Annotated in this window: 26 protein-coding genes; 10 read left to right on the plus strand and 16 right to left on the minus strand. The window is 71.3% G+C overall.

The annotated features are described in order from the left end of the window. Nucleotides 1–35: 35 nt before the first annotated feature. From Ate02nite_RS14735 to Ate02nite_RS14755, 5 genes are read right to left on the minus strand one after another with little or no spacing between them, the layout of a single operon-like run. Nucleotides 36–797 carry an ABC transporter permease gene (locus tag Ate02nite_RS14735; RefSeq protein ID WP_203805641.1) on the minus strand — a complete coding sequence of 254 codons (762 nt, stop codon included), beginning with the start codon at nucleotides 795–797 and terminating at the stop codon, nucleotides 36–38. Further along, a complete protein-coding gene (locus Ate02nite_RS14740; RefSeq protein WP_203805643.1) occupies nucleotides 794–1,558 on the minus strand; it encodes an ABC transporter ATP-binding protein in 765 nt (254 codons plus the stop codon). Before Ate02nite_RS14740 ends, Ate02nite_RS14735 begins: the two co-directional genes overlap by 4 nt. Next, the gene (locus Ate02nite_RS14745; RefSeq protein ID WP_203805645.1) at nucleotides 1,555–1,962 is read right to left on the minus strand and encodes an SHOCT-like domain-containing protein; all 408 of its coding nucleotides are present in this window, start codon (nucleotides 1,960–1,962) and stop codon (nucleotides 1,555–1,557) included. The genes Ate02nite_RS14740 and Ate02nite_RS14745 overlap by 4 nt, the downstream gene beginning before the upstream one ends. Nucleotides 1,963–1,975: 13 nt before the next feature. Further along, a complete protein-coding gene (locus tag Ate02nite_RS14750; protein ID WP_203805647.1) occupies nucleotides 1,976–2,221 on the minus strand; it encodes a hypothetical protein in 246 nt (81 codons plus the stop codon). Beyond that, nucleotides 2,218–2,586: a DUF2089 domain-containing protein gene (locus tag Ate02nite_RS14755; RefSeq protein WP_203805649.1), complete on the minus strand. Its 369-nt coding sequence runs from the start codon at nucleotides 2,584–2,586 to the stop codon at nucleotides 2,218–2,220. The genes Ate02nite_RS14750 and Ate02nite_RS14755 overlap by 4 nt, the downstream gene beginning before the upstream one ends. 118 nt (nucleotides 2,587–2,704) lie before the next feature. On the opposite strand from Ate02nite_RS14755, the gene Ate02nite_RS14760 reads away from it, so the two are divergent. The 4 genes from Ate02nite_RS14760 to Ate02nite_RS14775 all read left to right on the plus strand — a co-directional run bounded on the left by Ate02nite_RS14760 (nucleotide 2,705) and on the right by Ate02nite_RS14775 (nucleotide 6,097). Further along, on the plus strand, nucleotides 2,705–3,316 hold the full coding sequence (locus Ate02nite_RS14760) for a GNAT family N-acetyltransferase (RefSeq protein WP_203805651.1): 612 nt from the start codon (nucleotides 2,705–2,707) through the stop codon (nucleotides 3,314–3,316). A 248-nt stretch (nucleotides 3,317–3,564) separates the two neighbouring features. After that, nucleotides 3,565–3,978 (plus strand): hypothetical protein, encoded by a 414-nt coding sequence (locus tag Ate02nite_RS14765; protein ID WP_203805653.1) that lies wholly within the window; start codon nucleotides 3,565–3,567, stop codon nucleotides 3,976–3,978. 1 nt (nucleotide 3,979) lies between these two features. Further along, the gene (locus tag Ate02nite_RS14770) at nucleotides 3,980–4,927 is read left to right on the plus strand and encodes a hypothetical protein (RefSeq protein ID WP_203805655.1); all 948 of its coding nucleotides are present in this window, start codon (nucleotides 3,980–3,982) and stop codon (nucleotides 4,925–4,927) included. A 42-nt stretch (nucleotides 4,928–4,969) separates the two neighbouring features. Further along, nucleotides 4,970–6,097, plus strand: coding sequence for a 5-methyltetrahydropteroyltriglutamate--homocysteine S-methyltransferase (locus Ate02nite_RS14775; protein WP_203805658.1), 1,128 nt, complete (start codon nucleotides 4,970–4,972; stop codon nucleotides 6,095–6,097). On the opposite strand, the gene Ate02nite_RS14780 is transcribed toward Ate02nite_RS14775, so the two are convergent. From Ate02nite_RS14780 to Ate02nite_RS14800, 5 genes are all read right to left on the minus strand, one after another. After that, nucleotides 6,050–6,679, minus strand: a complete 630-nt coding sequence (locus Ate02nite_RS14780; protein ID WP_203805660.1) for a TetR/AcrR family transcriptional regulator — start codon at nucleotides 6,677–6,679, stop codon at nucleotides 6,050–6,052. The genes Ate02nite_RS14775 and Ate02nite_RS14780 overlap by 48 nt on opposite strands. A gap of 47 nt (nucleotides 6,680–6,726) precedes the next feature. Then, on the minus strand, nucleotides 6,727–7,170 hold the full coding sequence (locus tag Ate02nite_RS14785) for a nuclear transport factor 2 family protein (protein ID WP_203805662.1): 444 nt from the start codon (nucleotides 7,168–7,170) through the stop codon (nucleotides 6,727–6,729). Between the two features lie 63 nt (nucleotides 7,171–7,233). Beyond that, entirely contained in the window at nucleotides 7,234–7,962 is a 729-nt protein-coding gene (locus Ate02nite_RS14790) for a metallophosphoesterase family protein (protein ID WP_203805664.1), read from the minus strand. Next, a complete protein-coding gene (locus tag Ate02nite_RS14795) occupies nucleotides 7,959–9,185 on the minus strand; it encodes a diacylglycerol/lipid kinase family protein (protein ID WP_239147417.1) in 1,227 nt (408 codons plus the stop codon). Before Ate02nite_RS14795 ends, Ate02nite_RS14790 begins: the two co-directional genes overlap by 4 nt. 53 nt (nucleotides 9,186–9,238) lie before the next feature. Next, a complete protein-coding gene (locus Ate02nite_RS14800; RefSeq protein ID WP_498370486.1) occupies nucleotides 9,239–10,078 on the minus strand; it encodes a Sco1979 family transcriptional regulator in 840 nt (279 codons plus the stop codon). Between the two features lie 138 nt (nucleotides 10,079–10,216). Here Ate02nite_RS14800 and Ate02nite_RS14805 point away from each other — a divergent pair, with 138 nt between their 5' ends. Further along, on the plus strand, nucleotides 10,217–10,987 hold the full coding sequence (locus tag Ate02nite_RS14805) for an SAM-dependent methyltransferase (protein WP_203805666.1): 771 nt from the start codon (nucleotides 10,217–10,219) through the stop codon (nucleotides 10,985–10,987). Here Ate02nite_RS14805 and Ate02nite_RS14810 read toward each other — a convergent pair. After that, the gene (locus Ate02nite_RS14810) at nucleotides 10,984–12,087 is read right to left on the minus strand and encodes an aminotransferase-like domain-containing protein (protein ID WP_203805668.1); all 1,104 of its coding nucleotides are present in this window, start codon (nucleotides 12,085–12,087) and stop codon (nucleotides 10,984–10,986) included. The two genes, Ate02nite_RS14805 and Ate02nite_RS14810, sit on opposite strands and share 4 nt — an antisense overlap. Before the next feature lie 27 nt (nucleotides 12,088–12,114). Here Ate02nite_RS14810 and Ate02nite_RS14815 point away from each other — a divergent pair, with 27 nt between their 5' ends. Both Ate02nite_RS14815 and Ate02nite_RS14820 read left to right on the plus strand, forming a co-directional pair. Further along, nucleotides 12,115–12,705 (plus strand): RraA family protein, encoded by a 591-nt coding sequence (locus Ate02nite_RS14815; protein ID WP_203805670.1) that lies wholly within the window; start codon nucleotides 12,115–12,117, stop codon nucleotides 12,703–12,705. A gap of 5 nt (nucleotides 12,706–12,710) precedes the next feature. Further along, entirely contained in the window at nucleotides 12,711–13,205 is a 495-nt protein-coding gene (locus Ate02nite_RS14820; RefSeq protein ID WP_203805672.1) for an LURP-one-related/scramblase family protein, read from the plus strand. Here the strand turns inward: Ate02nite_RS14820 and Ate02nite_RS14825 are convergent. Further along, complete coding sequence (locus Ate02nite_RS14825) at nucleotides 13,141–13,899, minus strand: hypothetical protein (RefSeq protein WP_203805674.1); 759 nt, start codon at nucleotides 13,897–13,899, stop codon at nucleotides 13,141–13,143. The two genes, Ate02nite_RS14820 and Ate02nite_RS14825, sit on opposite strands and share 65 nt — an antisense overlap. 160 nt (nucleotides 13,900–14,059) lie before the next feature. Here Ate02nite_RS14825 and Ate02nite_RS14830 point away from each other — a divergent pair, with 160 nt between their 5' ends. Further along, a complete protein-coding gene (locus Ate02nite_RS14830; RefSeq protein ID WP_203805676.1) occupies nucleotides 14,060–14,650 on the plus strand; it encodes a TetR/AcrR family transcriptional regulator in 591 nt (196 codons plus the stop codon). 6 nt (nucleotides 14,651–14,656) lie between these two features. After that, nucleotides 14,657–15,592: a phosphoglycerate dehydrogenase gene (locus Ate02nite_RS14835; protein WP_203805678.1), complete on the plus strand. Its 936-nt coding sequence runs from the start codon at nucleotides 14,657–14,659 to the stop codon at nucleotides 15,590–15,592. A gap of 703 nt (nucleotides 15,593–16,295) precedes the next feature. On the opposite strand, the gene Ate02nite_RS14840 is transcribed toward Ate02nite_RS14835, so the two are convergent. Genes Ate02nite_RS14840 through Ate02nite_RS14850 form a run of 3 tightly spaced genes read right to left on the minus strand, consistent with a single transcriptional unit; the run spans nucleotide 16,296 to nucleotide 23,022 of the window. Next, complete coding sequence (locus tag Ate02nite_RS14840) at nucleotides 16,296–17,594, minus strand: FAD-dependent oxidoreductase (protein ID WP_203805680.1); 1,299 nt, start codon at nucleotides 17,592–17,594, stop codon at nucleotides 16,296–16,298. 42 nt (nucleotides 17,595–17,636) lie between these two features. Further along, entirely contained in the window at nucleotides 17,637–19,586 is a 1,950-nt protein-coding gene (locus Ate02nite_RS14845) for a P-loop NTPase family protein (protein WP_203805682.1), read from the minus strand. A 46-nt stretch (nucleotides 19,587–19,632) separates the two neighbouring features. Then, nucleotides 19,633–23,022, minus strand: coding sequence for a proline dehydrogenase family protein (locus tag Ate02nite_RS14850; RefSeq protein WP_203805684.1), 3,390 nt, complete (start codon nucleotides 23,020–23,022; stop codon nucleotides 19,633–19,635). 97 nt (nucleotides 23,023–23,119) lie between these two features. On the opposite strand from Ate02nite_RS14850, the gene Ate02nite_RS14855 reads away from it, so the two are divergent. Continuing rightward, the gene (locus tag Ate02nite_RS14855) at nucleotides 23,120–24,019 is read left to right on the plus strand and encodes a LysR family transcriptional regulator (protein WP_203805685.1); all 900 of its coding nucleotides are present in this window, start codon (nucleotides 23,120–23,122) and stop codon (nucleotides 24,017–24,019) included. Between the two features lie 7 nt (nucleotides 24,020–24,026). Here the strand turns inward: Ate02nite_RS14855 and Ate02nite_RS14860 are convergent, their stop codons facing one another. Then, nucleotides 24,027–24,803 carry a TIR domain-containing protein gene (locus Ate02nite_RS14860; protein ID WP_203805687.1) on the minus strand — a complete coding sequence of 259 codons (777 nt, stop codon included), beginning with the start codon at nucleotides 24,801–24,803 and terminating at the stop codon, nucleotides 24,027–24,029. Nucleotides 24,804–24,896: the final 93 nt, after the last annotated feature.

A 24,896-nucleotide genomic window follows, 5' to 3' on the forward strand; every position in this document is an offset into this window, starting at 1 on the left:
TCAAGGAACACGACGTTCGCTGGCCGAGACTACCCTCAACCGATCTTCCGCCGGTAGGCCCGCATGGCGAGGGCGTAGGCGACCACCAGGATGGCGGCGCACCACGCTAGCGCGGTCCAGATCTCGCTGCCGACCGGTTGCTGCTCCAGCAGGGCGCGGACCGAGTCGACGATCGAGGTGACCGGCTGGTTCTCGGCGAACGCGCGCACCGGGCCGGGCATCGTCTCGGTCGGGACGAACGCCGAGCTCACGAACGGCAGGAAGACGAGCGGGTAGGAAAAGGCGGAGGCGCCGTCGACGGTGGTCGCGGTCAGGCCGGGGATCACCGCCACCCAGGTCAGGGCGAGGGTGAACAGACCGAGGATGCCGCCGACGGCGAGCCAGGCCAGGATGCCGGCCGACGAGCGGAACCCGATGATCAGCCCGGTCAACAGGATGACCACGACCGAGATGCCGTTGGCGACCAGCGACGTCAGCACGTGCCCCCACAGCACCGACGAGCGGGCGATCGGCATCGAGTGGAAGCGCTCGAAGATGCCCCGCTGCAGATCCGCGAACAGGCGATAGGCGGTGTACGAGATGCCGCTCGCGATCGCGATGAGCAGGATGCCGGGCATCAGGTAGTTGACGTAGTTGTCGGTGCCGGTCTCGATGGCGCCGCCGAACACGTACCGGAACAGCAGCAGGAACGCGATCGGCATGATGGTGACCGTGATGATGGTGTCCAGGCTGCGGGTCACGTGCCGCACCGAGCGGCCGAGCATCACCGAGGTGTCGCTCAGGGCGTGCGTGGTCATCGCTGCTCCTTCCGGTCGCGGCCGACGATGGCCAGGAAGATCTCCTCGAGGGTGGGTTGCCGCTCCACGTACTCGACCTGGGCCGGTGGGAGCAGTTCGCGCAGCTGGGCCAGCGTGCCGGAAACGATGATCGTGCCCTGGTGCAGGATGGCGATCCGGTCGGCGAGCTTCTCGGCCTCCTCCAGGTGCTGAGTGGTGAGGAAGACGGTCGTGCCGCTGTCGGCCAACTGCTGGATCACCTGCCACACCTCGATGCGGCCCTCCGGGTCGAGCCCGGTGGTCGGCTCGTCTAGGAAGATCACCGGCGGGGCGCCGATCAGGCTCATCGCGATGTCGAGGCGGCGGCGCATGCCACCCGAGTACGTCGCCACCCGGCGCCCGGCCGCGTCGGCCAGACCGAAGCGTTCGAGCAGGTCGTCGGCGATCCCGCGGGGGTCGCCGACCCGGCGCAGCCGGCCGATCAGGATGAGGTTCTCCCGGCCGGTGAGGATCTCGTCGACCGCGGCGAACTGGCCGGTCAGGCTGATCGACTCGCGCACCTGAGCGGCCTGGTCGACCACGTCGAAGTCGTTCACGGTGGCCGCACCCGCGTCCGGCTTGAGCAGGGTGGCGAGGATGCGCACGATGGTGGTCTTGCCGGCGCCGTTGGAGCCGAGCAGCGCGAAGATGCTGCCGCCGGCCACCTCGAAGTCGACACCCTTCAGTACGTGCAGTTTGTCGTAGGACTTGTGCAGGCCGTGGACGGCGATCGCGGTCGTCATTCGCAGAACACCTTCACCTTGCTGTCGGTCGAGTCGACGTCGATGCTGACGTCGTCGAGATGCTCGATGAGTTCTTCCAGTTGCTGCGGCTTGAGCTGGGTGAGGTCGATCGGCACGCCGGCCTTGTCCAGCTCGGCGTTGGCCCGGGCCAGCGCCTGCGGTGGGAGGAGGCTGGTCAGCCGGACCCCGGCGCGCAGCAGCTTGAGCGGGACCCGGACGTTGATCTGGCCCGCCCCGTCGGTGGGGTCCTCCCAGGTGACCAGCACCCGCAGGTACTTCGGCATGGTCACGGCGGCCGGCTCGGGCCGCTCCCGGGCCAGGGCGTCGAGAAGCTTCTCGGCCTCGTCCGCGGTGATCTTGCCGTCGGCCAGCATCTGCAGGATCTGGCGGCGTTGCTCGTTCATCGGTGCTCCTGCCTCATCGGACGCTCACCCGCACGGCCGTGTGGCCGTCATCGATTTCGAACCGGGCGCCCGGCAGCGCCCACAGCAGCCGCCCGACGCCGAGCAGCGCACCCAGCGCGCTGATCCGGTAGACGCGGCAGGCGATCAGCCCGCCGAGGACGGCGAGCAAAAGCAAAGGAGAAAGAAGAAGGGCGACGGGTACGACCGGTACGAAGAACCGGTGCCGCCCGGCCCGGACCGTCACCAGCTGCGGGATCATCGGGGCCGGTCCAGCTCGGACAGCGCCTCCTGGACGCTGAGCTCGCCGCGCTGCAGCCGGTCGACGACGTCGGCGGCCGCGGTCGGCGGTTCCGGGTCGGTGTCGACGAAGTCGAGCTGCTCGGCGATCCGGTTGAGCCGCGCCTTGATCGTCGGGTAGCTCACCCCGAAGATCCGCTCCATCTCCTTGATCGACCCGTGCGAGCGCACGAACGCGGCCACGAACACCTGGTCGTCGACGCCGAGCTCGGCCAGCTGCGGCGGCTCGAACTGCCCCTCGATCGCGATGCCGCTGCCGGCCAGGCGCACCCGCTCGACCACGAACGGCTGCCCGCGGGTCAGATCCGTCAACTCCTGCCAGTCCATGCGGCCAACGTACCGCTGCGGTTTGAATTTCTTAAGGTCTTAGGTCCTAGATCTTTATTTTTCTGATTCTTGGATTGATGCTTGCGGTGGAAGCGCTTCCACCGCCTAGCCTCAGCGGGTGCCTGAGATTCGTCCCTACCGGGCCGCCGACCGCGCGGCCGTCTACGACATCTGCGTGCGCACCGCCGACGCCGGCGACGACGCACGCGGCAAGTTCTCCGACGACGACCTGTGGGGCGACCTGTTCGCCGGCCCCTACACGCACCTCGAACCGGACCTCGCGTTCGTGGTCGAGGACGGCGGCGAAGCGGTCGGCTACGTGGTCGGCACGGCCGACACGGCGACGTTCGTCAAGCGGTACCCGGCCGAGTGGGTCCCGCTGATCACCGACCGCTACCCGGAGCCCCCGCCACCACCGCGCACCGCCGAACAGGACATGGTGTCGTTGCACTACTGGCCGGAGCGGATGCTCGTGCCCGGCCTGGACGGTTTCCCGGCCCACCTGCACATCGACCTGCTGCCGCCCTACCAGGGCCAGGGCCTCGGACGCCGCCTGATCAACCGGTTCACCGAGGCGGTGCCGGCCCCCGGCGTACACGTAGCGATGCTGACCGCAAACGTCCGTGCCCGAGCCTTCTACGACCGCCTGGGCTTCGAGGTCCTGCCAGTCCCCGACCCGGGCGTGCTCACCTACCTGGGCTTGCGCATCAACCCCGGACCGGCGCGCTGAAGATCATGAATGACTGACTAGACTCGCGCCCGCCAGAATCGCTGGGGGGTGACGAGGCATTGTCTACGTACGCGCTGGTCACGCGGGCTTCGGCTGCGGTGGTCGCGGAGGCTGTGCGGGTGGGGAAGCTCGGCGGGTTTGTCGTGGCGGATCCGCTTGGCACGATTGTGTTGTTTGACGCTCCTGGGCGGGCCTACTCGTCCACCGATCGGCTTGCCCGGCCGGCTCGGGCCGTGGTGGCTCGCACCATGAGCACCGCGGTGTTGCTGCTCTGCGATGAGTTCGTGGCTGAGGCGCTGGTGCTCAGCCCGGGCGGGGAGCTGTCGCTGCAGTGGTCGGCCGGGTGGGAACCCGCCGCTGACCCGGCCCGCTACCTCGCCGATCGGCAGGAGTGGGACGCCTACTGCGGTGAGGTGGCCGCGCTGTACGAGCGGCCCGAGCGTGGCGCCGCGCTGGCCATGGTGCGCAACGACCCGGTGCCGGGTGAGGAGCGGCCGGCCCTGTCGGATCTGCTGCGGCGGGTCTGCGCGATCCTCGACCTGCCGGACAACGCGGTGGGGCGGTCTTTGCTCGATGGGGAGGATCCGGGGCTGTACGACGCTCGCCGGGTCGACGCCGAGCCACCGGCCGGGCGGTGGCAGCGACTGTTTCAGCGGGCCTGACGTGACCGAATTGTTCGCGGTGCGGGCTACCGCGCACCGGATCGCCGCGCTCGCCGGGCGGGAAGCCGCCGTTGCCGTGCTGGCCGAGCACGACGGGTGGTGCCGGCTGCGGACCGACCCGCAGGCGGTGGGTGCCGCTACCCGGGCGGCCGCTTTCGCCCTGCACGACGAGCCGGAACTGACCGTCACCGGGTACCGGCCGGACGGGGAGGTCGCGCACGGCGGTGAGGCGGCCCTGCCGGGTGGGGGTGCGCTGTTGCGGCAGGCGCTCGTGCACGATGAGCCTCGGTACACGGCGGCCGCTCGGCTGACCGATGCGTGCCGTGCTCTCGGCGTACCGCCGGAACTGCTGTTGGATCGGCCGCCGCGACATGCTCCCCTGCCCGTGCCACGCAGCGGGCTGGTTCTGGTCGGTCTTGATCCGGCCGCGGCGGCGGCCGACGCCGTGCTGACCGGGCAGTCGTCGTGGACCGTGCCGTTCACTCCGAAGTGGAGCCTGCATCTGTGGGACGGGGCCGGGCGGCCCACCCCTTACACGACCGCGGCCTATGTGCTCGCCGGGCGGAACCCGGCGGTGGCGCTGTGGTGGTCGGCGCGGGAAGCGGGGCTGCTGGTGGTGCACGGCAGCAAGCTGGTGGCCGGGCATCAGTGGGGGGACTGGGCGCCGATCACGCCGGAGAGCACCGCCGAGGCCGGCCGGGTCCTCGCCGCCGACTTCGGCGTGCCGGATCAGGCGCTCAGCCTGACCGCCCTGCTGCGGCGCCGCGACCTGGCCCCTACCCAGGCCATGACCTCCCTTGTTGCCCTGCTCGGGCTGCCGGACGCCGGCCTCGGGCGGCGGTCGGCGGACGCCCTCGCGGCCTGGTCGGCCGGGGTGCTCGGGGCGGTCCGCACGCCGCACAAGACCGGTCTGGCCGCGATTCGCCACGCCGTGCGCGAGGCTCGGTAGGGGTAACGTTCTTCCCGCGACGACGCGAAGGAGGAAGCTCCGATGACCCTGCGCGATACGCCTCCGTTCCGGGCCGATCATGTCGGCAGCCTGCTGCGGCCACCCCATCTCCTGGAGGCACGGGAGAAACGCGCCACCGGCGAGATCGGCGCCGACGAATTGCGGACGATCGAGGACGACGCGATCCGCGACGTGGTGCGCATGCAGCGCGGCGTCGGCCTGCGGTCGGCCACCGACGGCGAGTTCCGGCGTACGTCGTGGCACATGGACTTCATCTATCGGCTCGGTGGGGTGCACCGCACCGACGACAAGATCCAGGTGCATTTCCGCAACGCCGACGGGGAGCTCGACTTCGAGTCGGCCGCGCTGGTGGTGGACGAACCGGTGCACCTCGTCGAGACGATCTTCGGGGAAGATTTCCGCTTCCTCGCGGCGACCGTCGAGCCCGGCGTCACCGCGAAGCTGACCATCCCGTCGCCCAGCATGGTGCACTATCGCGGCGGGCGGGCCGCGCTCGACAAATCGGTCTACCCCGACGAGGAGCAGTTCTGGGTCGACCTCAGCGCCGCCTACGCGCAGCAGGTGGCGCAGGTGGCCGCGCTGGGCTGCCGCTACCTGCAGCTCGACGACACCAGCCTGGCCTATCTCAACGACCCGGCCCAGCGGCAGCTGCTCACCGAGCGCGGGGATGACGCCGAGCACCAGCACCTGCGCTACATCCGGCAGATCAACGCGGCCATCGCCGACCGGCCCGCCGGGCTCGCGGTCACCACGCACATGTGCCGGGGCAACTTCCGGTCGTCGTGGGCGGCCGAGGGTGGTTATGACTTCGTGGCCGAGGCGCTGTTCAGCGAGCTCGCGGTGGACGGCTTCTTCCTGGAGTACGACGATGACCGCTCCGGCGGGTTCGCGCCGCTGCGGTTCGTGCCGCCCGGCAAGATGGTCGTCCTCGGCCTGGTCACCACCAAGCGTGGGGTGCTCGAGTCGAAGGACACCCTGAAGCGCCGGATCGACGAGGCCGCCCGCTACGTGCCGCTCGAGCAGCTGTGCCTGTCGCCGCAGTGCGGGTTCTCCTCGACGGTCGAGGGCAACGTGCTGACCTACGAGCAGGAAGTCGCCAAGCTACGGCTGATCGCCGAGGTCGCCGACGAGGTCTGGGGCGGCCAGTGACGCCAGGATGATCTCCTGCGCCGCGCGCACCGTGGCCGCGGCGCCGGCCGGGTCGCGGGCGATGCGTTCGGCGCCGGCGCGCATGGCGCCGGAGAGCAGCTCCACCGCCAGGGGCACGTCGCCGACGTCGCGGAACTCGCCGCGGGTGATGCCGTCCCGGACGACGTTCTCCACCTCGACCACGATCGCGTGGAACGGGCTGTCCGGCCCCTTCGGCACCTCGTCGACCATCGGACCGGAGCCCGGACGGAACATCAGCTGCATGTCGGGGGACGCCGTCAGGAACGCTTCGACGATCCCCCGCATCCGGGTCGCGGCCGGATCCTGGGAGCGGGCGGCGATCGCGGTGACCCGCTCGGCCGCGGGGCGGCTTGCCCGCTCGGTCAGCGCCAGCACCAGGGCGCTCTTGTCCCGGGCGTAGTTGTAGAGGGTGTTGCGGGCCAGGCCGGCCCGGCCCGCGATGTGGCCCATGTTGATCGAGTCGTAGTCGCGTTCGAGAAGCAGCTGGCGCAGCGCCTCGGCGAGGTCGGCCCACACCATCTCGTGGTGCTGCTCGATGCTGGCTCCCCTGATCCGCGGCATCCGATCATCATCCTCCCTGACCAGCGCGGGGTGCGTGCCAACCCCGCTCAGCGCGCGGTGACGCCGGACAGGTGCGGGTTCTCCTGGTGGGTCGCGGTCAGCTTCACTCGGGTCAGGCGCCAGCCGCCGGCGGTGCGGACCGCCTCGTTGTCGTAGAAGCCGACCACCAGCCAGCGGTCCGCCTCGCCGGCCACCCAGTGCTCGGCGCGGACGTGGGCGTGGATCGTGGCGCGGTCGCCGTCGAGGTCGATGACGTGGCCGGTGATGACGTGGTGGGTGGCCGCGAAGGGGGCGAAGGAGGTGCGGAGGATCTCGACGTAATCGCCGAGCGGGGTGGTCATCGGCGGGATGTCGGCGACCGACGAGAAGTCGAGCGTCACCGGGTCGGTGAAGACCAGGCCGGGCAGCCGGGTGAACTCCTTCTGGTCGGCTATGTCGGCGTAGCGGCCGAACAGTTCGATGAGATCGGCGCGGTCCGCGAGCGTGGTCATGGGAGGACTCCGTCCAGTCGATACGACAACCTGTCGCAAAGATTACGACGGACTGTCGTGAAATCAAAACCGGACGACGCGACCCGTGAACCAGCTCCCGTCCGGGTCCTCGAAGCGCTCGTGCACCTCGACCGCCTCCGCGCTGATCCGCAGCAGGCTCCACGACCGCGGGACCCGGCGCACCCGATGGCTGGTGGCGGTGCCGGCCGTGACCACCAGCGGCCCGCCGGCCCAGCGGTGCACCTCGGGCACGTGCGTGTGCCCGGCCAGCACCAGGTCGGTGCCGGTCGCGGTCAGGGCGGCCAGAAGCCGCCGGCTTCCGGCGAAGCTTCGCGCTTCCGGTGGGTGGTGCAGGGCCAGCAGGCGTACGTCGTCAGCCGGCGCACCACCGAACACCCGGCGGATCTCGTCGGTCTGGGCGGCACCGACCCGGCCCGCCTTCCACCGCCACCGCGGCATCGAGTGCAGGCCCAGCGCGGTGAGGCCGGGCAGCCGGACCACCCGGTCGTGCCGGCCGAGCCAGGACCGGTACCGGCCGTAGGGATTCAGCAGGCGCTGTGGGCTGACCAGCGGCAGGTCGTGGTTGCCGGCCACCACCAGCAGCGGCCCCGGCAGATCGCCGATCAGGGCGGCGGCCTGGTCGAACTCGCGCGGCCGGGCCCGCATGGTGTGGTCCCCCGACACCACGGTCAGGTCGGGGTTGAAGGACGCCACCTCGGCCACGATCCCGGCCACCGCCTTGTCCACGTGCGCGCCCAGGTGCAGGTCGGAAAGGTGGGCCACGACAATCATGCGCGCCCCAGGGCCAGGTGGCGCAAGCGCACCCAGTCCAGCTCCGGCGGCGGCACCGGGCGGTGCCGGGGCACCCGGACCCGCAGCGCGCCGGCGCTGATCGTGCAGCGCACCGGGGTGGGCAGCAGCACCGACTCGCCGTCGATGCCGACCGGGATCTCCGGCTGGTCGGCCTCCACGGTCACCTCGGTCACCGTGCTGCGGACCAGCTGAAGCCCGCGAACCGCCAGCACCCCCAGCACTCCCCCGTCCAGGCCGTGCCGGCGACCGAGACCGGCCACGTCGTCGGTGCCGTACGGGTTGTTGCTCACCAGGACCGCCTGCGGCCCGTCCACCACCCGGTCGCCGATCCGCAGCCGCAGGTGCGGGCCACGGTGGCCGCTGATCAGGTCGGGCAGCACGTCGAGGGTGGTGCGGGCCTTGTCGTCGCGGTACTCCGGGCGGCGCACCACCTCGGCGTACGCGCCGAACGAGACGTTGTTGACGAACACCCGGTCGCCGGCCCGGCCCAGGTCGACGCGCAGCTCGACGCCGTCGGTGAGCGCGGCCAGCCCGGTCGCCGGGTCGGTGCGGTCCAGGCCGAGGTCGAGCGCGAAGTGATTGCGGGTGCCGGCCGAGAGCACCAGGAACGGCACCCCCGCCTCGGCCGCGATCGCGGCGACCAGGGCCTGGGTGCCGTCGCCGCCGGCCACCCCGAGCAGGTCGGCGCCGTCCCGCAGCGCCTGCCGGGCGAGGTCGGCGACCGGGGTGTCGGTCAGCAGGGCGACGTCGGCGCCCAGCTCACGAGCGCGCTTCTCCAGCTCGAACCGGACCACCTTGCCGCCGCCGGAGCGCGGATTCATGATCAGGAACGGCCGGTGCGGCGGCGGGACCTCGCGCACCGGCTGATGCTTGACCCGGGCCAGGGCGTTACGGCCGCAGGCCACCATCGCCGCCCACAGCGCGGCCAGGGCCACCACCACCCAGATCAGGTTCTGTCGCGCGTACAGCCAAGCAACCGTGACCGGGGCGGCCAGGACGACCACCGCGCCGAGCCATCGGGCGAAGCCTCGATGGCTGAGGAACCAGTACGCGCCGGCCAGCATGGCCGCCATCCCGGCGGCCGCGGTCAGCAGCAGGGTGAGGCTGTCCCGGAGGCCCGCGACGGTCAGCAGCAGAACGATCGGGGCGGCGGCCGCGAGGAACGCCAGCCGGGCCATCCAGCGGGTGCGGAGGTCGGCCATGCCAGCAGCGTGGCGGGGGTGCGGCATACCGACATCATCCGCCGCGGATAGCGCTAGCTGCCGAGTTCCTTGCGGACCCGGTTGAGGATCGCGGAGGTTTCGCTCAGCGGCGCGGCCTCGATGAACAGCCGGCTCAGCGCCGCCGCGTACCGGTCGACCTCATCGGGTTTGTCGAGGTAGAGGCTGCCGGTGAGGTACTCGATGTAGACGACGTCGGCCAGCTCCTGGTATGGGAACCGGAGCACGCTGAACGCACCGCCGGACGCCGCGTGGCCGCCGGACGCGAACGGCATCACCTGGATCTGCACGCCGGGCGACTCGGCCAGGTCGAGAAGGGATTCGACCTGCTCGCGGAGCACCGCGGTGCCGCCGATCGGCCGGTGCAGCACCGCCTCGTCGAGCACCACCCACATCTTCGGCGCGTCGGAGCGCCGGAGCAGCTGCTGGCGTTCCATCCGCAGCCGGAGGCGCCGGTCGATCTCGTCGGGGACGTTCTTGTCGTAGCCGAGACTGATCACGGCCCGCGCGTACGCCTCGGTCTGCAGCAGGCCCGGGATGAACTGCACCTCGTACGTCCGGATCAGGGTCGCGGCCTGCTCGAAGTCGAGGTAGGTCTGGAACCACGGGTCGAGCACGTCGCCGTAGGAGTGCCACCAGCTCGGCGCGCTCGCCTCCCGGGCGAACTGCAGCACCCGCTGGTGCTCCTGCGGATCGGTCACGCCGTACAGCGTGAGCAGGTCGGTGATGTCGCGTTCCTTGAAACCGACCCGGCCCAGCTCCATCCGACTGATCTTCGACTCGGAGGCCCGGATCGGATGCCCGGCTTCCTCGCGGCTCAGTCCGGCGGCGTGTCGCAGGGCACGCAGACGGGCGCCGAGCTGCATCCGGCGCACGGTTGAACCGCCGCCCTGCCCCTGGCTCACATCGCCTCGCCCCGAACGGTGATCCACATTGGAACTTCGTGATCTTTGGCCGATAGCATACCGGCGAACGCGTTTTCGCCAAGGATTTCGCCACTCGGGGAGCCGATCATGAGCGACGACAACGCCAGCATTCCGCATTCCGCCCGAGTATGGAACTACTGGCTGGGCGGTAAAGACAACTTCCCGATAGACCGCCAGGTCGGCGACCAGTTCTCAGAGTTCTATCCGGACATCACGGTGGTGGCGCAGTCGTCCCGGGCGTTCCTGAAACGGTCCATCACGTTCCTGGCCCAGGAGGCGGGCATCCGGCAGTTCCTCGACGTCGGCACCGGCATTCCGTCCGCCGAGCACACCCACCAGGTGGCCCAGGCCGTGGCGCCGGACGCCCGGGTCGTCTACGTCGACAACGACCCGCTCGTCCTGGCGCACGCCCGCACCCTGCTCGAGGGTGCCATCGAATATCTGGATGCCGATCTGCACGACCCGGCCGGGATCCTGGAAGCGGCCACCCTTGATCCGTCGAAGCCGACCGCGCTGATCCTGACGAACATCCTCGGCCACGTGCCCAACCTGGATGAGGCCGTCTCGATCGTCCGCCGGCTGCTGGACGGGCTGCCCTCCGGCAGCTATCTGGTCACCGCCGACGGCACCAACATCCTTGACGGGCCGGCCTTCGAGGAGGCGATCGGGGTGTGGAACGCGAACGCGCCGCTCTCCTACCACCTGCGCCGCCCCGAGGAGCTGGCCCGCTTCCTGGACGGCCTCGAGGTCGTCGAGCCCGGCCTGGTGCCGTGCTCGCGGTGGCGCCCGGCGCCGGACGCCACCGCCGAGGAACTCCGCGAGGTCGACGAGTTCGGCGCGGTCGCCCGCAAGCCCTAACCCAGCGCGACGATCAGGCGCGCGGCCGCCTCGGCCAGGTCGTCCGGCGGCAGCAGCGAGAAACTCAGGCGAAGGCGGTCGTGCCCACCGTCGCCGCGCAGGTGAAAGCTCGGTCCGGGCACGAACGACACGCCCTGCCGCTCCGCGACGGGCAACAGATCAACCGCACTGCGGCCCGGCGGCATGGTCACCCACAGAAACCAGCCGCCGGCCGGTCGCATTATTGAGGTGTACGGGCTGAGCGCACCGACCAACGCATCGCGTTGCGCCCGATAGGCGTCCCGCAGCCGCGCCAGGTGTGTGTCGTAGGCGCCGCTGGTGCCGAACTCCGCCATCGTCACCGCGGTGGTGTGGTTGACGCCGCCACCACTGTGCACGTAACCGAGGCTCGCCAGTCGATTCACCAGCCCCGGCGTGCCGCTGATCCAGCCCAGCCGCAGGCCCGGCGCGACCGTCTTGGCGAAGGAGCCGATCCGGATGACGTTCCGGCCACCCGCCAGGTGCCAGAGCGACGGCGGCGCGCTGCCCTCGTAGACCAGTTCCCGGTAGGTGTCGTCCTCGACCACCGTCAGACCCTCGATCTCCACCAGCGCCCGGCGGGCGGCCGGCTCCAGGCTGCGGCCGGTCGGGTTGGCGAACGTCGGCACCAGGTAGAGGAACGCGACCCGCCGCCCCTCCGCGCGGATCGCCCGGACCTTCGCGGCCACCGCCGCCGGATCGCCGGCCGGCACCGACCGCAGCTCGGCCCGGGCGTCGGCGATGATCTGGAACGCCAGGTGGTAGGTGGGTTCGTCGACAAGCACCACGTCACCCGGCTCGACCAGCAGCGACGCCAGCAGGGCCAGCGCGTGCGACGCTCCGGCCGTCACGAACAACGACTCCGGCTGCGGGGTGCCGCCCTCGATCCGCGCGAGGCGGGCCGCGAGCCAGTCGGTGAGCGGGTGCGGCCCCGCCGCGTACCCATAAGTGAGCGCACGCCAACCGGAAGCCCGCAGCGCCCCGGCCTGCGCGACCCCCCACTCGGCCGTGGGCAGCAGTTCGGGTCTCGGGTGGCCCCAGCTCAGGTCGAGGATTCCGGGGCGGGCCTCGAACTGGATCAATGCCGTGTCCTTCCGTAGGTTGGGCCGATGGCTGACCTCTCCCCCACCACCCTGGCCGAGATCGTCGGCGCGCAGCAGGTCATGGACATCGGCATCCGGCCGCTCTGGACGCCGATCCCGCGGATCGCCGGCCCGGCGTTCACCGTGCGCTGCCCGCCCAGTGACCACCTCATGCTGCACGCCGCCATCTATCAGGCGCCGCCCGGCTCGATTGTGGTCGTCGAATCCGGCGACCTCGCGCACGCCCTGGCCGGCGGCAACGTGTGCGCGGTGGCCCAGCGCAACGGCATCGCCGGCTTCGTGCTGGACGGGGTCATCCGGGACATCGCCGAGGTCCGCTCCATGGGGTTCCCGGTGTTCGGGCGCGGGGTGATCCCGGTGCCGGCCGGCAAGGCCGCCGCCCTGCCGCTGAACGTCAACATCCGCTGCGGGGGTGTGCCGGTGCAGGCCGGCGACCTGGTGGTGGCCGACGAGGAAGGGATCGTGGTGGTGCCGGCGGCGCAGCGGGACGAGGTGCTGACGCTCGGGGCGGCCAAGCAGGCCAAGGAGGAGTCGCAAACCCTCGATGAGTGGGAACAGGCACACCGGGCACGTATCACCGCACTGCTGGAAGGATAGGGATCATGTTTGTGATCAGGGAGCGGTTCTTCGCGATCGGCGACGACTTCGACGTGCTCGACGAGCACGGCAACAAGGTCTACCGGGTCGACGGCAAGGTGTTGAGCGTCCGCAACAAGGTGGTGATCGAGGACGTCAACGGCGACGAGGTCGCGTCGGTGCACCGGCAGATCATTGCGCTGCGGGCCACCTACGAGATCCAGATCGGTGGTGAGAAGGCCGCCGAGGTGCGCAAGAAGCTGTTCACCCCGTTCCGCGACAAGTTCACCATCGATGTGCCCGGCCCCGACGACCTGACCATGAAGGGCGATCTGCTCGACCACGAGTACGTGATCGAGCTGGGCGGCGACGAGGTGGCCGCGGTCTCCAAGCGCTGGCTGACCATCCGCGACACGTACGCGGTGCAGGTCGCCGCCGGCATCAACCCGCTCCTGATCATCGGGAGCGTGCTGGCCCTCGATCTGGCCCTGGAGCGTTCCGAGCGTTCGTCCGACGAGTGAGCCGGTCGAGCTCGGCCGGAGTGCCGATCGCGGCACGATGCTCGGGGTGTGCGGCGTACTCGTCGATGACCCGGGCCAGGAAGCGGACGTCGGCGGTCGCGAGGATGACCGGGCCGTCCGCCCACTTTCCGACCAGGTGAGCGAGGTCGGGCCGGCGACACAGCAGCGCGATCTCGTCGTTGCGCTTCGACGCCGAGACACCGCTGGGCCCGGCCTCCCAGGGCACGAACAGCGAGCCCTCCTGTCGACGCCGGATCAGCACGCCGTCGGGCCGGACGAACAACAGGCCGCTACGCGCCGCCTGCCACCAGTGCGGCGTCAGCGCGGCGGCCGAGGTCAGGATGAAGAAGGCTACGATTTCCTGGCCATGCCACATGTCGTGGCCGATGGTGTAGCCGTAGTAGGCGCCGGCGCTGATCGTGAAGGCGGCAACGGCCAGTAGCTCGCCGAGGTCGGCCGGGGCGACGAACGCGCCTTTCCGCACGACCAGGAACGACGGCCGTTTCCCGGCCATCGCCTCCGGCTGGATCAATACCGCAAGCGCGATCACGATGGCGGCCGTCAGGCCGACCGCCACCGGGGCGGACACCGCGCGCGGAGACACGGCGAGGCCGAGGAGCACCCCGACGGCGACGCTGCCCACCATGAACCACCACGGACGGCGGGCAATCGCCGCATACGCCAAGATCAACACACCCGGGATGGTAGTGCGGTAACGCCCTGGTCAGCACCGTCCGTCCGGATCACGACTCGATTTCGCTCTCCATTGATCCGCAGCGGTCGGTCGGAAGAACTATCACCGTTCCGGCATTTGGTGGGTTCGCCGAGGGGCCTCGCCGGGAAGAGAATCGACCATGGAGCCGACACACCACCGCCTATCCCCACCTCGGGCTGCGGACGGATCCGCGATCCTGGACGCGGCCCACCGGGTGCTGCTCCGGGCCGGCACCAAGGGACTCACCCTCACCTCGGTGGCCCGGGAGGCGCGCACCGACGTCAGCGCGGTCACCGCCCGGTTCGGCACCCGGAAAGGTCTGATCGAAGCGCTGCTGGACCGGCTCTACGCCGACCCGGCCGCCGGTTTCGCCGAGGCCACCGCGTCGCTTCCGGCGCTCGACGACCGCTGGCGCGCCTACCTGCAGCAGGTGCGGCGCAACCACGCCGACCGGGAGGCCACCGACGCGTACTTCGACCTCGCCGCGCTGGCCCTGCGCGACCCGGCGCTCAGCGCCCGCCTCGGCCGGCTCAACAAGGCGGCCGCGCGGATGTTCGGCGAGGTGCTCGGCACCGACTCGGCCGCCCTGGCCGAACTGCTGGTCGCCGCGGTCGACGGGATCGAGCTGCGCCGGGCGCTGGCCGGCGATGATTACCCGGCCGAGGAGGTGCTCCGGCTGCTGGAACAGATGGCGCTGACCGAGTTCCACCTGCGCGACCCACTAACCTGAGCGGTCATGAAGATTCTGCTGCCGGACAGCGTCGACCTTGACCTCTGGGTGGAAGGGGCGGTCACCTACGCGGTCGCCGAGCCCATCCCGGAGGAGCACACCGACGCCGACGTGCTGGTCGTCTGGAACAACCCCGGCCGCCACCTGGCCGACGCCGCCCGCCGCCTGCACCGGTTGCGCTGGGTGCAGACCCTGGCCGCCGGCCCCGACGCGGTGCTGAACGCCGGGTTCGCCCCCGAGGTGCTGATCACCAACGGCGCCGGCCTGCACGACGACACCGTCGCCGAACACACCCTGGCCCTGCTGCTGGCCGCCGCCCGGCGGGTAAACCTGCTGGTCCGAGCCCAGATCGGCCACCGCTGGGCGGGCGAGCTGGGCGGCAACCAACCAAGAAGAGAAACGGCCAATTTCCGTACGCTCCGCGAAGCCCACGTGGTCATCTGGGGCTTCGGCGGCATCGCCGCAACCCTCGCCCCGCACCTGACCGCCCTAGGCGCCCGCATCACCGGGGTGGCCCGCACCCCCGGCGAACGACACGGCTTCCCGATCGTCACCGCCGACGACTTCCCCCAGCTGCTACCCACCGCCGACGTCCTGATCATGATCCTGCCGGACACCCCGCAGACGAAGCACGCCCTGAACGCCTCCGTGCTGGCCCTGCTCCCAGCACACGCCTGGCTGGTCGACGTAGGCCGAGGCAGCACGGTCGACGAGTCCGCCCTGCTGGCAGCGATCCGGGCCGGCCGCCTGGGCGGCGCAGCCCTGGACGTCTTCGAGACGGAGCCCTTGCCCACCACCTCAGCCCTGTGGGACGAGCCCAACGTGATCATCTCCCCCCACGCAGCCGGCGGCCGCCCCCTGGGAGCCGAGGCCCTGATCCAGGAAAACCTGGCGGCCTTCGAGGCCAACCGCCCCCTACGCAACCTGGTGGCCCGCGACTAACCCACAATTCCTCACACGGCCGACGATCGCCGCAGGCCAGCCCCCGCCGCAAGGCCAGCCCCCGCCGCAGGCCAGCCCCGCGCCGGGCAGCCACCGCCGCAGGTTGGGCGAAGCGGCCGCCCGGCGCGTGGCAACACCAGCCTGCTCCGGACGGCGCTTGGCCGAGGAGAGCGCTTCACGCAGTTTCACTCTTCCAAACGCGGGTCGATACCGCGCCGGGGTCACGTCCACGGGCACCCCACCCCCGCGCCCGCTCCAGATCTTGCGGACTTACCGCGCGCTCCTGACAGCAGATCCGCAAGATCGGGCCGCGCCGCGCCCCCCGCGCCAGACCTTGCGGACTTGCCGCACGCCCCAACGGCAAAGCCACAAGATCGCGCCGCGCCGCGCCACCCCCTCCGGACCTTGCGGACCTGCCGCGCGCTCCTGACGGGGAATCCACAGGATCGCGCTGCGCCGCGCCCCACCGCAGACCTTGCGGACTTGCCGCACGCTTCTGACGGCGAATCCACAAGATCGCGCTGCGCCGCACCCCTGCCGCCAGACATATGCGGCATGTCGCTTTCTCGGGCTGGGCGCGGCTCGGGATGTGGGAGCACCGTCCGGCGGGCCGGACCGTACTCCGCTATGCGGGACGCCGGTCCGAGACCCGCGGCCGCTATCTGGGACGGCGCGAGCGTCGCCGGTCACCGGGGGCGACGCGCTAGGCGGCGGCCAGCGTGGACAGCAGCTCGGTCCGGGTTGCGCCGGGCAGCGGGTAACGGATGCCGGTGTCTGGCACCTGCAGGTCTGGCGCGTCGGGGAGCATGCACGCTATGGCCAGTTGGGCGCGCAGGGCTTCCGCGTTTCCGGTGCAGGCGGCGGCGTACATCGCTCGGGCGCCGGTCCACTGCGGGTCGTTCGGCTCGTAGGGCGTGCCGGTCGCGTCGGCGTCGATCTCGGCTATCCGGTGGCGGTCGAACCAGACCGTGGCCTCGTACCAGGGGCCGATCTCCGTTGCGGTGTGGTCGGCGAACGACGTGGGCAGGCCGGCCCGGAGTACGTCGCGCAGCAGGCGGGCGTGCAGCAGGCCCATCGTGGCGCCGCGGCCCAGTGACGGGTTGGTGCAGCAGGCGGCGTCACCCACCGCAACCACCCCGGGCGTCGTCACCGTGCGCCACTGGTCGACCAGGCCGCCCATCGCCTCCACGCCGGTCAGCGGGGTGCCCTCGGCCCAGTGCGCGGCCAGCGGGTAGCGGGCCAGCGCGGCCTCCCACGCCGCCGGGTTCCGCAGGGCGCGCAGCGGCTTGTCGCGGACGCTGGTCACGAAGCCGACCGACCAGGTGTCGGTGTCGCCGGGCAGGGTGAGGATCGACAGCGAGTCATGGTGCTGCAGCAGCGGGCCTCTCGGCTCCGGGCGGTCGCCGCGGTAGTGCCGCATGTAGTAGACGAAACCCGCGTCGGCCCGCTCCTCGGCCGGTGCCGGCAGACCGGCCTCGAACAGCCACGACGACAACGCGGAACGCCGGCCACCGCAGTCGACGACCAGCTCGGCGAGAATCTTGTCGCCGTCGCCCAGCCGTACGCCCGCAACTCGGTCGCCCTGAGTGACCAAACCGGTGACCGCGACCCCGCGCCGGAGAGTGACCCCGGGCGTCTCGGCCGCCTCGGCGGCCAGCGCCGCCTCCAGGATCGGCCGGCGCGCGGTGATCGTCTGGAAACGGTCGTCGGAGGGTACGGGTGGGAGCGAACCGGCGAAGTTGAACGGCTGCCCGCCGGCCGCGGCGACCCGGTCCAGCACCGAGGGTAGTTCGAGGGACATGACGGCGTGCCACCGTGGCAGCATGATGTGGGCGAGCCGGAACTGGGTGACACCGGGCCGATCCCATTCTTCCCACTCCTTTCCGGGCGTGGGACAGGCTAGGTCGCGGTCCAGCACCGTGACCTGGTGTCCGTCGCGGGCGAGCAGCATGGCGCAGGAGAGACCGGTCAGGCCGGCCCCGAGAACGAGTACGTCAGTCATGCCCTCAGCAAAGGCCCGGAAACTGCTCACTTTCCAGGTCGTTCACTGCTCAGTCGGCTGTCCGGTTTCGGCGGCCCACAGCAGTGCGACGAGCCGGTCGACCGCCTTGGCCAGGTGCCGCCGGTAGGTGCTGAACGGCAGCCCGAGCAGCTCGGCGGCCGCTTCCTGGCTGGCCGCCGGCCGCAGGTAGGTGCGGTTGAGCACGGCACACAGGGCCGCGCCCTTGGGTTCCTCGGCGATCGCGGCGAGGGCCTCCTCGACCGCGTCGATGCTCAGCCCGGCCGTGCGGCCGGGCCGGCGCAGGTCCCGCAGCCCCTGCCGGACGGTCCGCTCGAACTCGGCGCGACTCGGCGCCGGCGGCCGGAGCAGGGCGGCCGGGGGCGGGCCGTGACCGCCCGAGTGTTCCCGCTCGTTCATCAGGTCGAGCCACGTGTCGACCGGCAGCCGCCGCCAGTCCATCCCGAAGCCGACGTGCCGCACGCCGTCCACGTCGATCTCGAAGCAGGTCTCGAACGCCAGGTAGTCGAACATCGGCGCCCAGAACGCCGGCTCGGTGGTCACCACGAACGACCAGGCCGACTGCCGGCCGATCCACTCCAGGATGGACGAGGTGGCGCCGGCCAGAACCGCGTACGGTCCGCTCTCCTCATCTTCCACCCCGGACAGGAACCGGGCCAGGTCGATGGTCTCCCCCGGCCGCAGCGGCCCGGCCCGCTCGACGTGCCGCAGGGCGGCCCGGGTGATCGGGTCGCGTTCCTCCAGGGCGGTGCCGCCGGGCAGCTGCAGGTAGTGCACGAAGGCCCGCAGCCCGTCGTCGCCGCGGATCACGCTGAGGCCGCCCGGCCGTTCGGCCAGCCAGTCGCGGGCCAGCCCGGCCTGGGCCGGGCCCTGCACCCGTTCGACGGCGGCCAGCACCACCGGGTGGTCGGCCGGCGTGCCGGGCACCAGCGCGACCGGGCCGCGCGAGCGCAGGGTGAAGAACATCGCCGACAGCGGGCTGCGCCGGTGCAGGTAGAGCAGGTGTTGCGCGTGCATCGGCCGGTCCGGGCCGGCCGCCGCCCGGATGCCGGCCACCACGTGGTCGTGCACGACGCGGTGCAGGTCGCGGTAGCGGTCCGGGGTGCGGCGTTCGAAGGACGCGTCGAGGACGTCGCGGGCCAGTTCGTGCGGGCGCAGCCCGCGGTCGCCGGCCACCACGAACGGCCGCCGGCACAGCCACGTCCACACCTCGGGCGCGGCCGCGCCGACCGTGTCGCGCAGCAGGTCCTCGGTGGTCAGCCAGGCTTTCGCGCAGGTGGCCAGGCCGAGCGCGTGCGCCTCGGTGGGCGGCTCGCGGACCAGGCATTCAAGCAGCGCGGTGATCAGGTCGGGCATGTCGGCGAGGGTGCGCGGCACGGTGCCGGTGATGGCCGCGTCGGCGAGCAGCGCCATCGCCAGCGGATGGCCGCGGCCCAGCTCGACCAGGCCGTCGCGCAGGCCGGCCGGCACCCCGGCCCGGGCGAGCAGGTCGGCGCTGTCGTCCGGTTCCAGCGCCTCGAGGTGCAGAATCCCGGCGAGCCGCCGCCAGCCGGGGTCGCTGCGCCAGGCCGGGGCCGGCGGTTCCCGCCCGGCCAGCACGACCAGGTCGGTGTCGCCGAGCCCGGGCAGGAAGGTGCGCCGCAGCCAGCCGTCCAGTGAGCCGAGATGTTCATAGCCGTCGATGAGAAGGACCAGGCCGGCCGCTGCCGGACCAAGGGCGGCCAGGAAAGCCTCCGGCGCGGCGTCTATCTCACCGCCGTCGATGGATTTGACCGTACGGCCACAAGCGCTCGCCCTCAGCCGGAACTGCTGGAGGGTGCTGGATTTTCCGATGCCGCCCGGCCCGTACAGAAAAAGGACCCGCCGCCCGGACCGGCCGCTCAGCGCGTCGCCGAAGGCGCGCAGCTCGGCATCACGCCCGGCGAAGGATTCCGCGCGGGCATGATCCAGCAGGTCAGCGACTCGAGTCGGCATGGACTACCCCCGCCCGGAGCGTAGCGGGCGGGGGCGCGGAAAACTGTCAGAGAACTTCCGTTGCGAGCCGGTCGGGGTTGCCGAAGCGGTGGGCGGTGATGCTGATCGCCTGCTCGTGCAGGAACGGCAGCAGCTCGACCCGGCCGGCCTCGGTGACCGGGCCGGACCAGACGGCCAGGTCCGGAGTGGACGGCACCGTCCTGGTCGAGCCGATCAGGCGTACCCGCCCCTCGTTTAGCCCGGCCACCCAGGTCGCGTCGTCCTCGACCCGGACGTCGGCCGGGATGGCCGCCGTGAGGGACTCCGGCAGCGGGCCGGCCACCGAGATCCGCAGGGGTGCCCCGGCCAGCAGGCCGGCGGCGACGATCCGGACCAGCGCGGCGACCGGTTCGCCGGCCGCGAGCCGCACCTCGACCGGGGTCGGCCGGTAGCGCAGCACGTTGCGCTCGGCCCACAGGCCGGAGACGTCGGACTGGCCGAAGTGCCCGGCCCAGGCGGCCGCGTCGCTGGCGGCGGCCCGCTCCACCGAGGCGAGCTCGGCGCCGGCCAGCACCGGCTGGGCAGCGGCGAGCAGGGCCCGTACCGCGACGTCGGTGACCTTCGCGCCGGCACCGGCCGGAGTGGGTTCCCAGCCGGTCAGCCCGGCCAGGTAGTTGGGGCCGCCCGCCTTGGTGCCGGGGCCGACCGCCGAGCGCTTCCAGCCGCCGAACGGCTGGCGGCGAACGATCGCGCCGGTGATACCGCGGTTGACGTACAGGTTGCCGGCCTCGATCCGGTCCAGCCAGGTCCGCACCTCGGCCGCATCGAGCGAGTGGATGCCCGAGGTCAGGCCGTAGTCGACCTCGTTGACCAGGTCGATCGCCTCGTCCAGGGTGGCCGCGGTCATGACGCCGAGGATCGGGCCGAAGTACTCGGTGCGGTGGAAGTCGGAGCCGCGGCGCACGCCGTCCCGGATGCCCGGCGACCAGAGCCGGCCGGTGTCGTCCAGCTTCTTCGGTTCGAGCAGCCACTTCTCCCCCGCGCCGAGCTGGGTGAGTCCGGCCAGGAGCTTGCCCTGGGCCGGCTCGATGACCGGGCCGACCTGGGTGCGGGGGTCGGCCGGGTAGCCGACGGTCAGCGACGAGGCGGCGTCCAGCAGCTGGGCGCGGAACCGCTGCGAGCGGGCCACCGAGCCGACCAGCACGACCAGCGACGCGGCCGAGCACTTCTGGCCGGCGTGCCCGAAGGCCGACGCCACCACGTCCTTGACGGCGAGGTCGAGATCGGCTGACGGGGTGACGATGATGGCGTTCTTGCCGCTGGTCTCGGCGAGCAGCGGCAGGTCGGGCCGGAAGTCGCGGAACAGCAGGGCGGTCTCGTAGGCGCCGGTCAGCACGACCCGGTCGACAAGCGGGTGGGCGATCAACTCCCGGCCCAGTGCCTGCTCCTCGACCTGCACCAGGGTCAGCAGGTCGGGGTCGGGCAGCACCGACCGGACGATGTCGGCCAGTACCGCGCCGCACCGCTCGGCCTGGCCGGCCGGCTTGATCGCGACAGCGGAACCGGCGGCCAGCGCGGCCAGCAGGGAGCCGGCCGGGATGGCGACCGGGAAGTTCCACGGCGGGGTGACCAGGGTGAGCCGCACCGGGACCGGGCGGGCGCCGTCGACCCGGTCCAGGTCGGCGGCGAGTTCGCCGTAGAAGTGGGCGAAGTCGGCGGCCTCGGACACCTCCGGGTCGGCCTGGTCGGCGGTCTTGCCGGTCTCGGCCGCCATCACTTCGATCAGTTCGGCCCGGCGGGCCTCGATGGCGTCGCCGATCCGGTGCAGGATCGCGCCCCGCTCGGCGCCGCTGCGGGCGTGCCAGGCGTCGGCGGCCGCGGTGGCCCGGCCGAGCACGTCGTCGAGCTTCTTCGCCTCGGTTACCCGGGCCGCGTCGATGGTCGCGGTGCCGGCCGCCGAGCGCGGCACCCGGGCCAGCACGTCGCGCACCCAGGCCCGGTTGGCCTCGACGGAGGGATCGGTGTCCGGAGTGTTCTCGAACTGTCCCGGCCGCGGTCTAGAAGTCCCGGCGAAGCGTTCTGCAACTCGTCGGGCGGCCGGCACGTCCTCCGACTCGGAGAGTTCTGCAAGTGAGGCCAGGAAGCGGTCGCGTTCCCGGCCGAACAGTTCTGCATCTTCGGAGAGCTCGAACACCGCCGACATGAAGTTGTCCTGGCTCGCGCCCTCCTCGAGACGGCGGATCAGGTACGCGATGGCGACGTCGAACTGCTCCGGGCGTACCACCGGCGTGTAGAGCAACAAACCGCCCACCTCGCGCCGGACCACCTCGGCTTGGCCTTCGGCCATGCCGAGCAGCATTTCGAACTCGATGCCGGCGCGCACCTCGCGGCGGCCGGCCAGCAGCCAGGCGTACGCGATGTCGAAGAGATTGTGGCCGGCAACGCCGAGCCGGACGTTCCGGACGTGTGAAGGGTGCAGCGCGTAGTCGAGCACCCGCTTGTAGTTGGCGTCGGTGGCCTGCTTGGACTCCCAGGTGGCCAACGGCCAGCCGTGCACCGCCGCCTCGACCTTCTCCATCGGCAGGTTGGCCCCCTTGACCAGGCGAACCTTGATGCCGGCACCGCCGCGGGCGCGGCGCGCGGCGGCCCACTCCTGCAGCCGGATCGTCGCGGCGAGGGCATCCGGAAGGTACGCCTGGAGCACGATTCCCGCTTCGAGGTCGTCGATCTCGTCGAGGATCCGGGTGAAGACCGCGATGGTGAGGTCGAGGTCCTTGTATTCCTCCATGTCGAGGTTGACGAACTTCTTGGTTTCAAATGACGCGGCCAGCCGGAACAGCGGCCGCAGCCGCTCCACGATGTCGTCGACGGCCTCGTCGAACGCCCACGGGTTGTGCGGCTCGACCGCGGCCGACACCTTGATCGACACATAGTCGACGTCCGGCCGGGAGAGCAGCCGCTCGGTCTCGCGCAGTCGGCGCGCGGCCTCACCGCGGCCGAGCACGGCCTCACCGAGCAGGTTGACGTTGAGCCGCACGTCCCGGCGGCGGATCCGGGCGATGGCCCGGTCGAGCTTGGCGTCGGTGGCGTCCACCACCAGGTGGCCGACCATCCGCCGGAGCACCCGCCGGGCGATCGGCACGACCACCCCGGGCATGACCGGGGCGAGGTGCCCGCCGAGACGAACGGCCGCGCGCAGCGGCACCGGCAGGAACTTCGGCACGTCCGGCGCGAGGGTGGCCAGGGCGCGGGCGCTGACCCGCAGATCCTCCGGGCGCACCACGCCGTCGACGAACCCGACCGCGAACCCGAGCCCCTTGGGGTCCCGCAGCAGCCCGGCGAGCTGCGCGGCCGACCCGCTCACCTTCACGGCGGAGGCTTCGCGCAACCACCGGCGTACGAGATCGACCGCCTCGTGGGCGAGATCGGTGTCGGCGGGCATCGCAAGGTCAGTCATAGCGCCAGTGTCTTCCGACCCTCAGTTCAGGAAAAGCGACGGTTCTTGACGGATACTCTTCAGCTGCTCTTACCTATTACCCACTGGATGGGAAAACATGCTCGAGATCCGGCGCCTGGTGCTGCTGCGCGAGTTGGCCATCCGCGGCACCCTCGCGGCCGTGGCCGAGGCGCTCAACTTCTCCCCTTCCGCAGTGTCGCAGCAGCTCAGCCTGCTGGAGAAGGAAACCGGCATGCCGCTGCTGCGCAAGGCCGGCCGCCGGGTGCAGCTGACCCCGCAGGCCGAGGTCCTGGTGCAGTCGGCCGGAGCCGTGCTCGACACCCTGGAACGCGCCGAGGCCGCCCTGCAGGCGTCCCTGACCCGGGTCAGCGGCCGGGTGCGAGTCGCCGTCTTCCAGTCGGCGGCCTTGGCGCTGATGCCGGCCACGCTGCGCTCGCTGGCTGCGCAATATCCGGATGTACGGGTAGAGATGGTGCAACGGGAGCCGGAGGAGGCGCTCCGCGAGACCTGGGCCCGAGACTTCGACATGGTGATCGCCGAGCAGTACCCGGCACACGCCGCCCCGCACCACCCCGGCCTCGACCGTCGCCCGCTGACCACCGACGCCATCCGGCTGGCCCTGCCGTCTTCCTCCGCCTCGCTACATCCCGTCGACTCGCTGGCCGATTCCCGGGCGATGCCGTGGGTGATGGAACCGCGCGGGGCCGCGTCCCGGCACTTCGCCGAACAGCTGTGCCGAAGCACCGGCTTCGAGCCGGACGTCCGCTACGAGACCGCCGACCTACAGGCCCACATCCGCCTGGTCGAGTCGGGCAACGCGGTGGCGCTGATCCCCGACCTGGTCTGGGCCGGCCGCGAGACCTCCTGCCGCCTGCTCGACCTGCCCGACCTCCCCCGCCGCACCATCTTCACCGCCCAGCGCCTGGCCGGGGCGGCCTCGCCCGCCGCCCGAGCTTTCCGGGAGACCCTGGAGGCGGCCGCCGCCGACCGGCAGTAAGACGAGCTCAGAACAGGCGGGCCATGTCCACCGAGATACCGGCCGCGTGCAGTTCCTTAGCCAGTTCCAACTGCCATTTGCCGCCGGGGTAGTCGATGTAGTTGAGGCCATGCACGTCCGATGGCTTCTCGACGCCGCTGTTGATCACCGCGACCCGGTCGCGGCCCAGTTTCCCGAAAAAGAAGCCGAGCTCGAAGACCACGTTCTGGCGGGCGCGAGGCTGGTCGGCGGCCGAGCCGGCACCCTTCACCCGACCGACGTCGTCCGGCGTCAGCAGCACGATGGCGTAGGTGGCGTCGGCCGCGTGCTCCTCGAACTTTTCGACCAGAGTCTTTCCCCGGCTCGCCTGCTCGGCCAGGATGACCGGCGACATGCCGGTGATCCGTTCCACGAACCGCGCCACGTCGTACCGCGCGGCGTCGTGACCGTGGACGAGGAAGATAGTCTTGGGCCGTTCCGCCTCCGGTGTCGGCGGGCCGTCGTCCGAGGCCAGCTCCGCCTCGAAGATCGCCGCCTCGATCAGCGCCGCCGCCCGCTGCACCTGCTGGGCGAAGTACTGCCGGTCGCGCTCGGCCTCGCCGAGCGCGCCGCTGTAGATACCGATGTGGTAGCCGATCTTGTTGAATTGTTGCAGTGTCGGTGACTCGTCACCGAGCGCCTGCCGCATGACCGCGGCCGCCTTGGCCTTCCAGGCGTCGTGCACCGCACCGTCGCGCTGCACCTCCGGGCCGGCCGCCGCATCCTTCAGAGACTTCAACTCCTGTACGGCCCGATCGAGTTTCATAGCGACCGACGATAGTGGAGCCCGCCCCCGGCGGGCGCTGGTCGCGGCCGGGGTGGTCTGCGATAATTCGCAAGCTTCATCGGCACGTGAAAA

It is taken from the genome of Paractinoplanes tereljensis, assembly GCF_016862435.1.
GTDB lineage: Bacteria > Actinomycetota > Actinomycetes > Mycobacteriales > Micromonosporaceae > Actinoplanes > Actinoplanes tereljensis.

Bases quoted from the DNA above. Each gene is read 5' to 3' on its own strand.
- Ate02nite_RS14735 (WP_203805641.1), bottom strand. From the start codon at position 797: ATGACCACGCACGCCCTGAGCGACACCTCGGTGATGCTCGGCCGCTCG.
- Ate02nite_RS14740 (WP_203805643.1), bottom strand. From the start codon at position 1,558: ATGACGACCGCGATCGCCGTCCACGGCCTGCACAAGTCCTACGACAAA.
- Ate02nite_RS14745 (WP_203805645.1), bottom strand. From the start codon at position 1,962: ATGAACGAGCAACGCCGCCAGATCCTGCAGATGCTGGCCGACGGCAAG.
- Ate02nite_RS14750 (WP_203805647.1), bottom strand. From the start codon at position 2,221: ATGATCCCGCAGCTGGTGACGGTCCGGGCCGGGCGGCACCGGTTCTTC.
- Ate02nite_RS14755 (WP_203805649.1), bottom strand. From the start codon at position 2,586: ATGGACTGGCAGGAGTTGACGGATCTGACCCGCGGGCAGCCGTTCGTG.
- Ate02nite_RS14765 (WP_203805653.1), top strand. From the start codon at position 3,565: ATGAGCACCGCGGTGTTGCTGCTCTGCGATGAGTTCGTGGCTGAGGCG.
- Ate02nite_RS14775 (WP_203805658.1), top strand. From the start codon at position 4,970: ATGACCCTGCGCGATACGCCTCCGTTCCGGGCCGATCATGTCGGCAGC.
- Ate02nite_RS14780 (WP_203805660.1), bottom strand. From the start codon at position 6,679: ATGCCGCGGATCAGGGGAGCCAGCATCGAGCAGCACCACGAGATGGTG.
- Ate02nite_RS14785 (WP_203805662.1), bottom strand. From the start codon at position 7,170: ATGACCACGCTCGCGGACCGCGCCGATCTCATCGAACTGTTCGGCCGC.
- Ate02nite_RS14790 (WP_203805664.1), bottom strand. From the start codon at position 7,962: ATGATTGTCGTGGCCCACCTTTCCGACCTGCACCTGGGCGCGCACGTG.
- Ate02nite_RS14795 (WP_239147417.1), bottom strand. From the start codon at position 9,185: ATGGCCGACCTCCGCACCCGCTGGATGGCCCGGCTGGCGTTCCTCGCG.
- Ate02nite_RS14805 (WP_203805666.1), top strand. From the start codon at position 10,217: ATGAGCGACGACAACGCCAGCATTCCGCATTCCGCCCGAGTATGGAAC.
- Ate02nite_RS14815 (WP_203805670.1), top strand. From the start codon at position 12,115: ATGGCTGACCTCTCCCCCACCACCCTGGCCGAGATCGTCGGCGCGCAG.
- Ate02nite_RS14820 (WP_203805672.1), top strand. From the start codon at position 12,711: ATGTTTGTGATCAGGGAGCGGTTCTTCGCGATCGGCGACGACTTCGAC.
- Ate02nite_RS14830 (WP_203805676.1), top strand. From the start codon at position 14,060: ATGGAGCCGACACACCACCGCCTATCCCCACCTCGGGCTGCGGACGGA.
- Ate02nite_RS14835 (WP_203805678.1), top strand. From the start codon at position 14,657: ATGAAGATTCTGCTGCCGGACAGCGTCGACCTTGACCTCTGGGTGGAA.
- Ate02nite_RS14840 (WP_203805680.1), bottom strand. From the start codon at position 17,594: ATGACTGACGTACTCGTTCTCGGGGCCGGCCTGACCGGTCTCTCCTGC.
- Ate02nite_RS14845 (WP_203805682.1), bottom strand. From the start codon at position 19,586: ATGCCGACTCGAGTCGCTGACCTGCTGGATCATGCCCGCGCGGAATCC.
- Ate02nite_RS14850 (WP_203805684.1), bottom strand. From the start codon at position 23,022: ATGACTGACCTTGCGATGCCCGCCGACACCGATCTCGCCCACGAGGCG.
- Ate02nite_RS14855 (WP_203805685.1), top strand. From the start codon at position 23,120: ATGCTCGAGATCCGGCGCCTGGTGCTGCTGCGCGAGTTGGCCATCCGC.
- Ate02nite_RS14860 (WP_203805687.1), bottom strand. From the start codon at position 24,803: ATGAAACTCGATCGGGCCGTACAGGAGTTGAAGTCTCTGAAGGATGCG.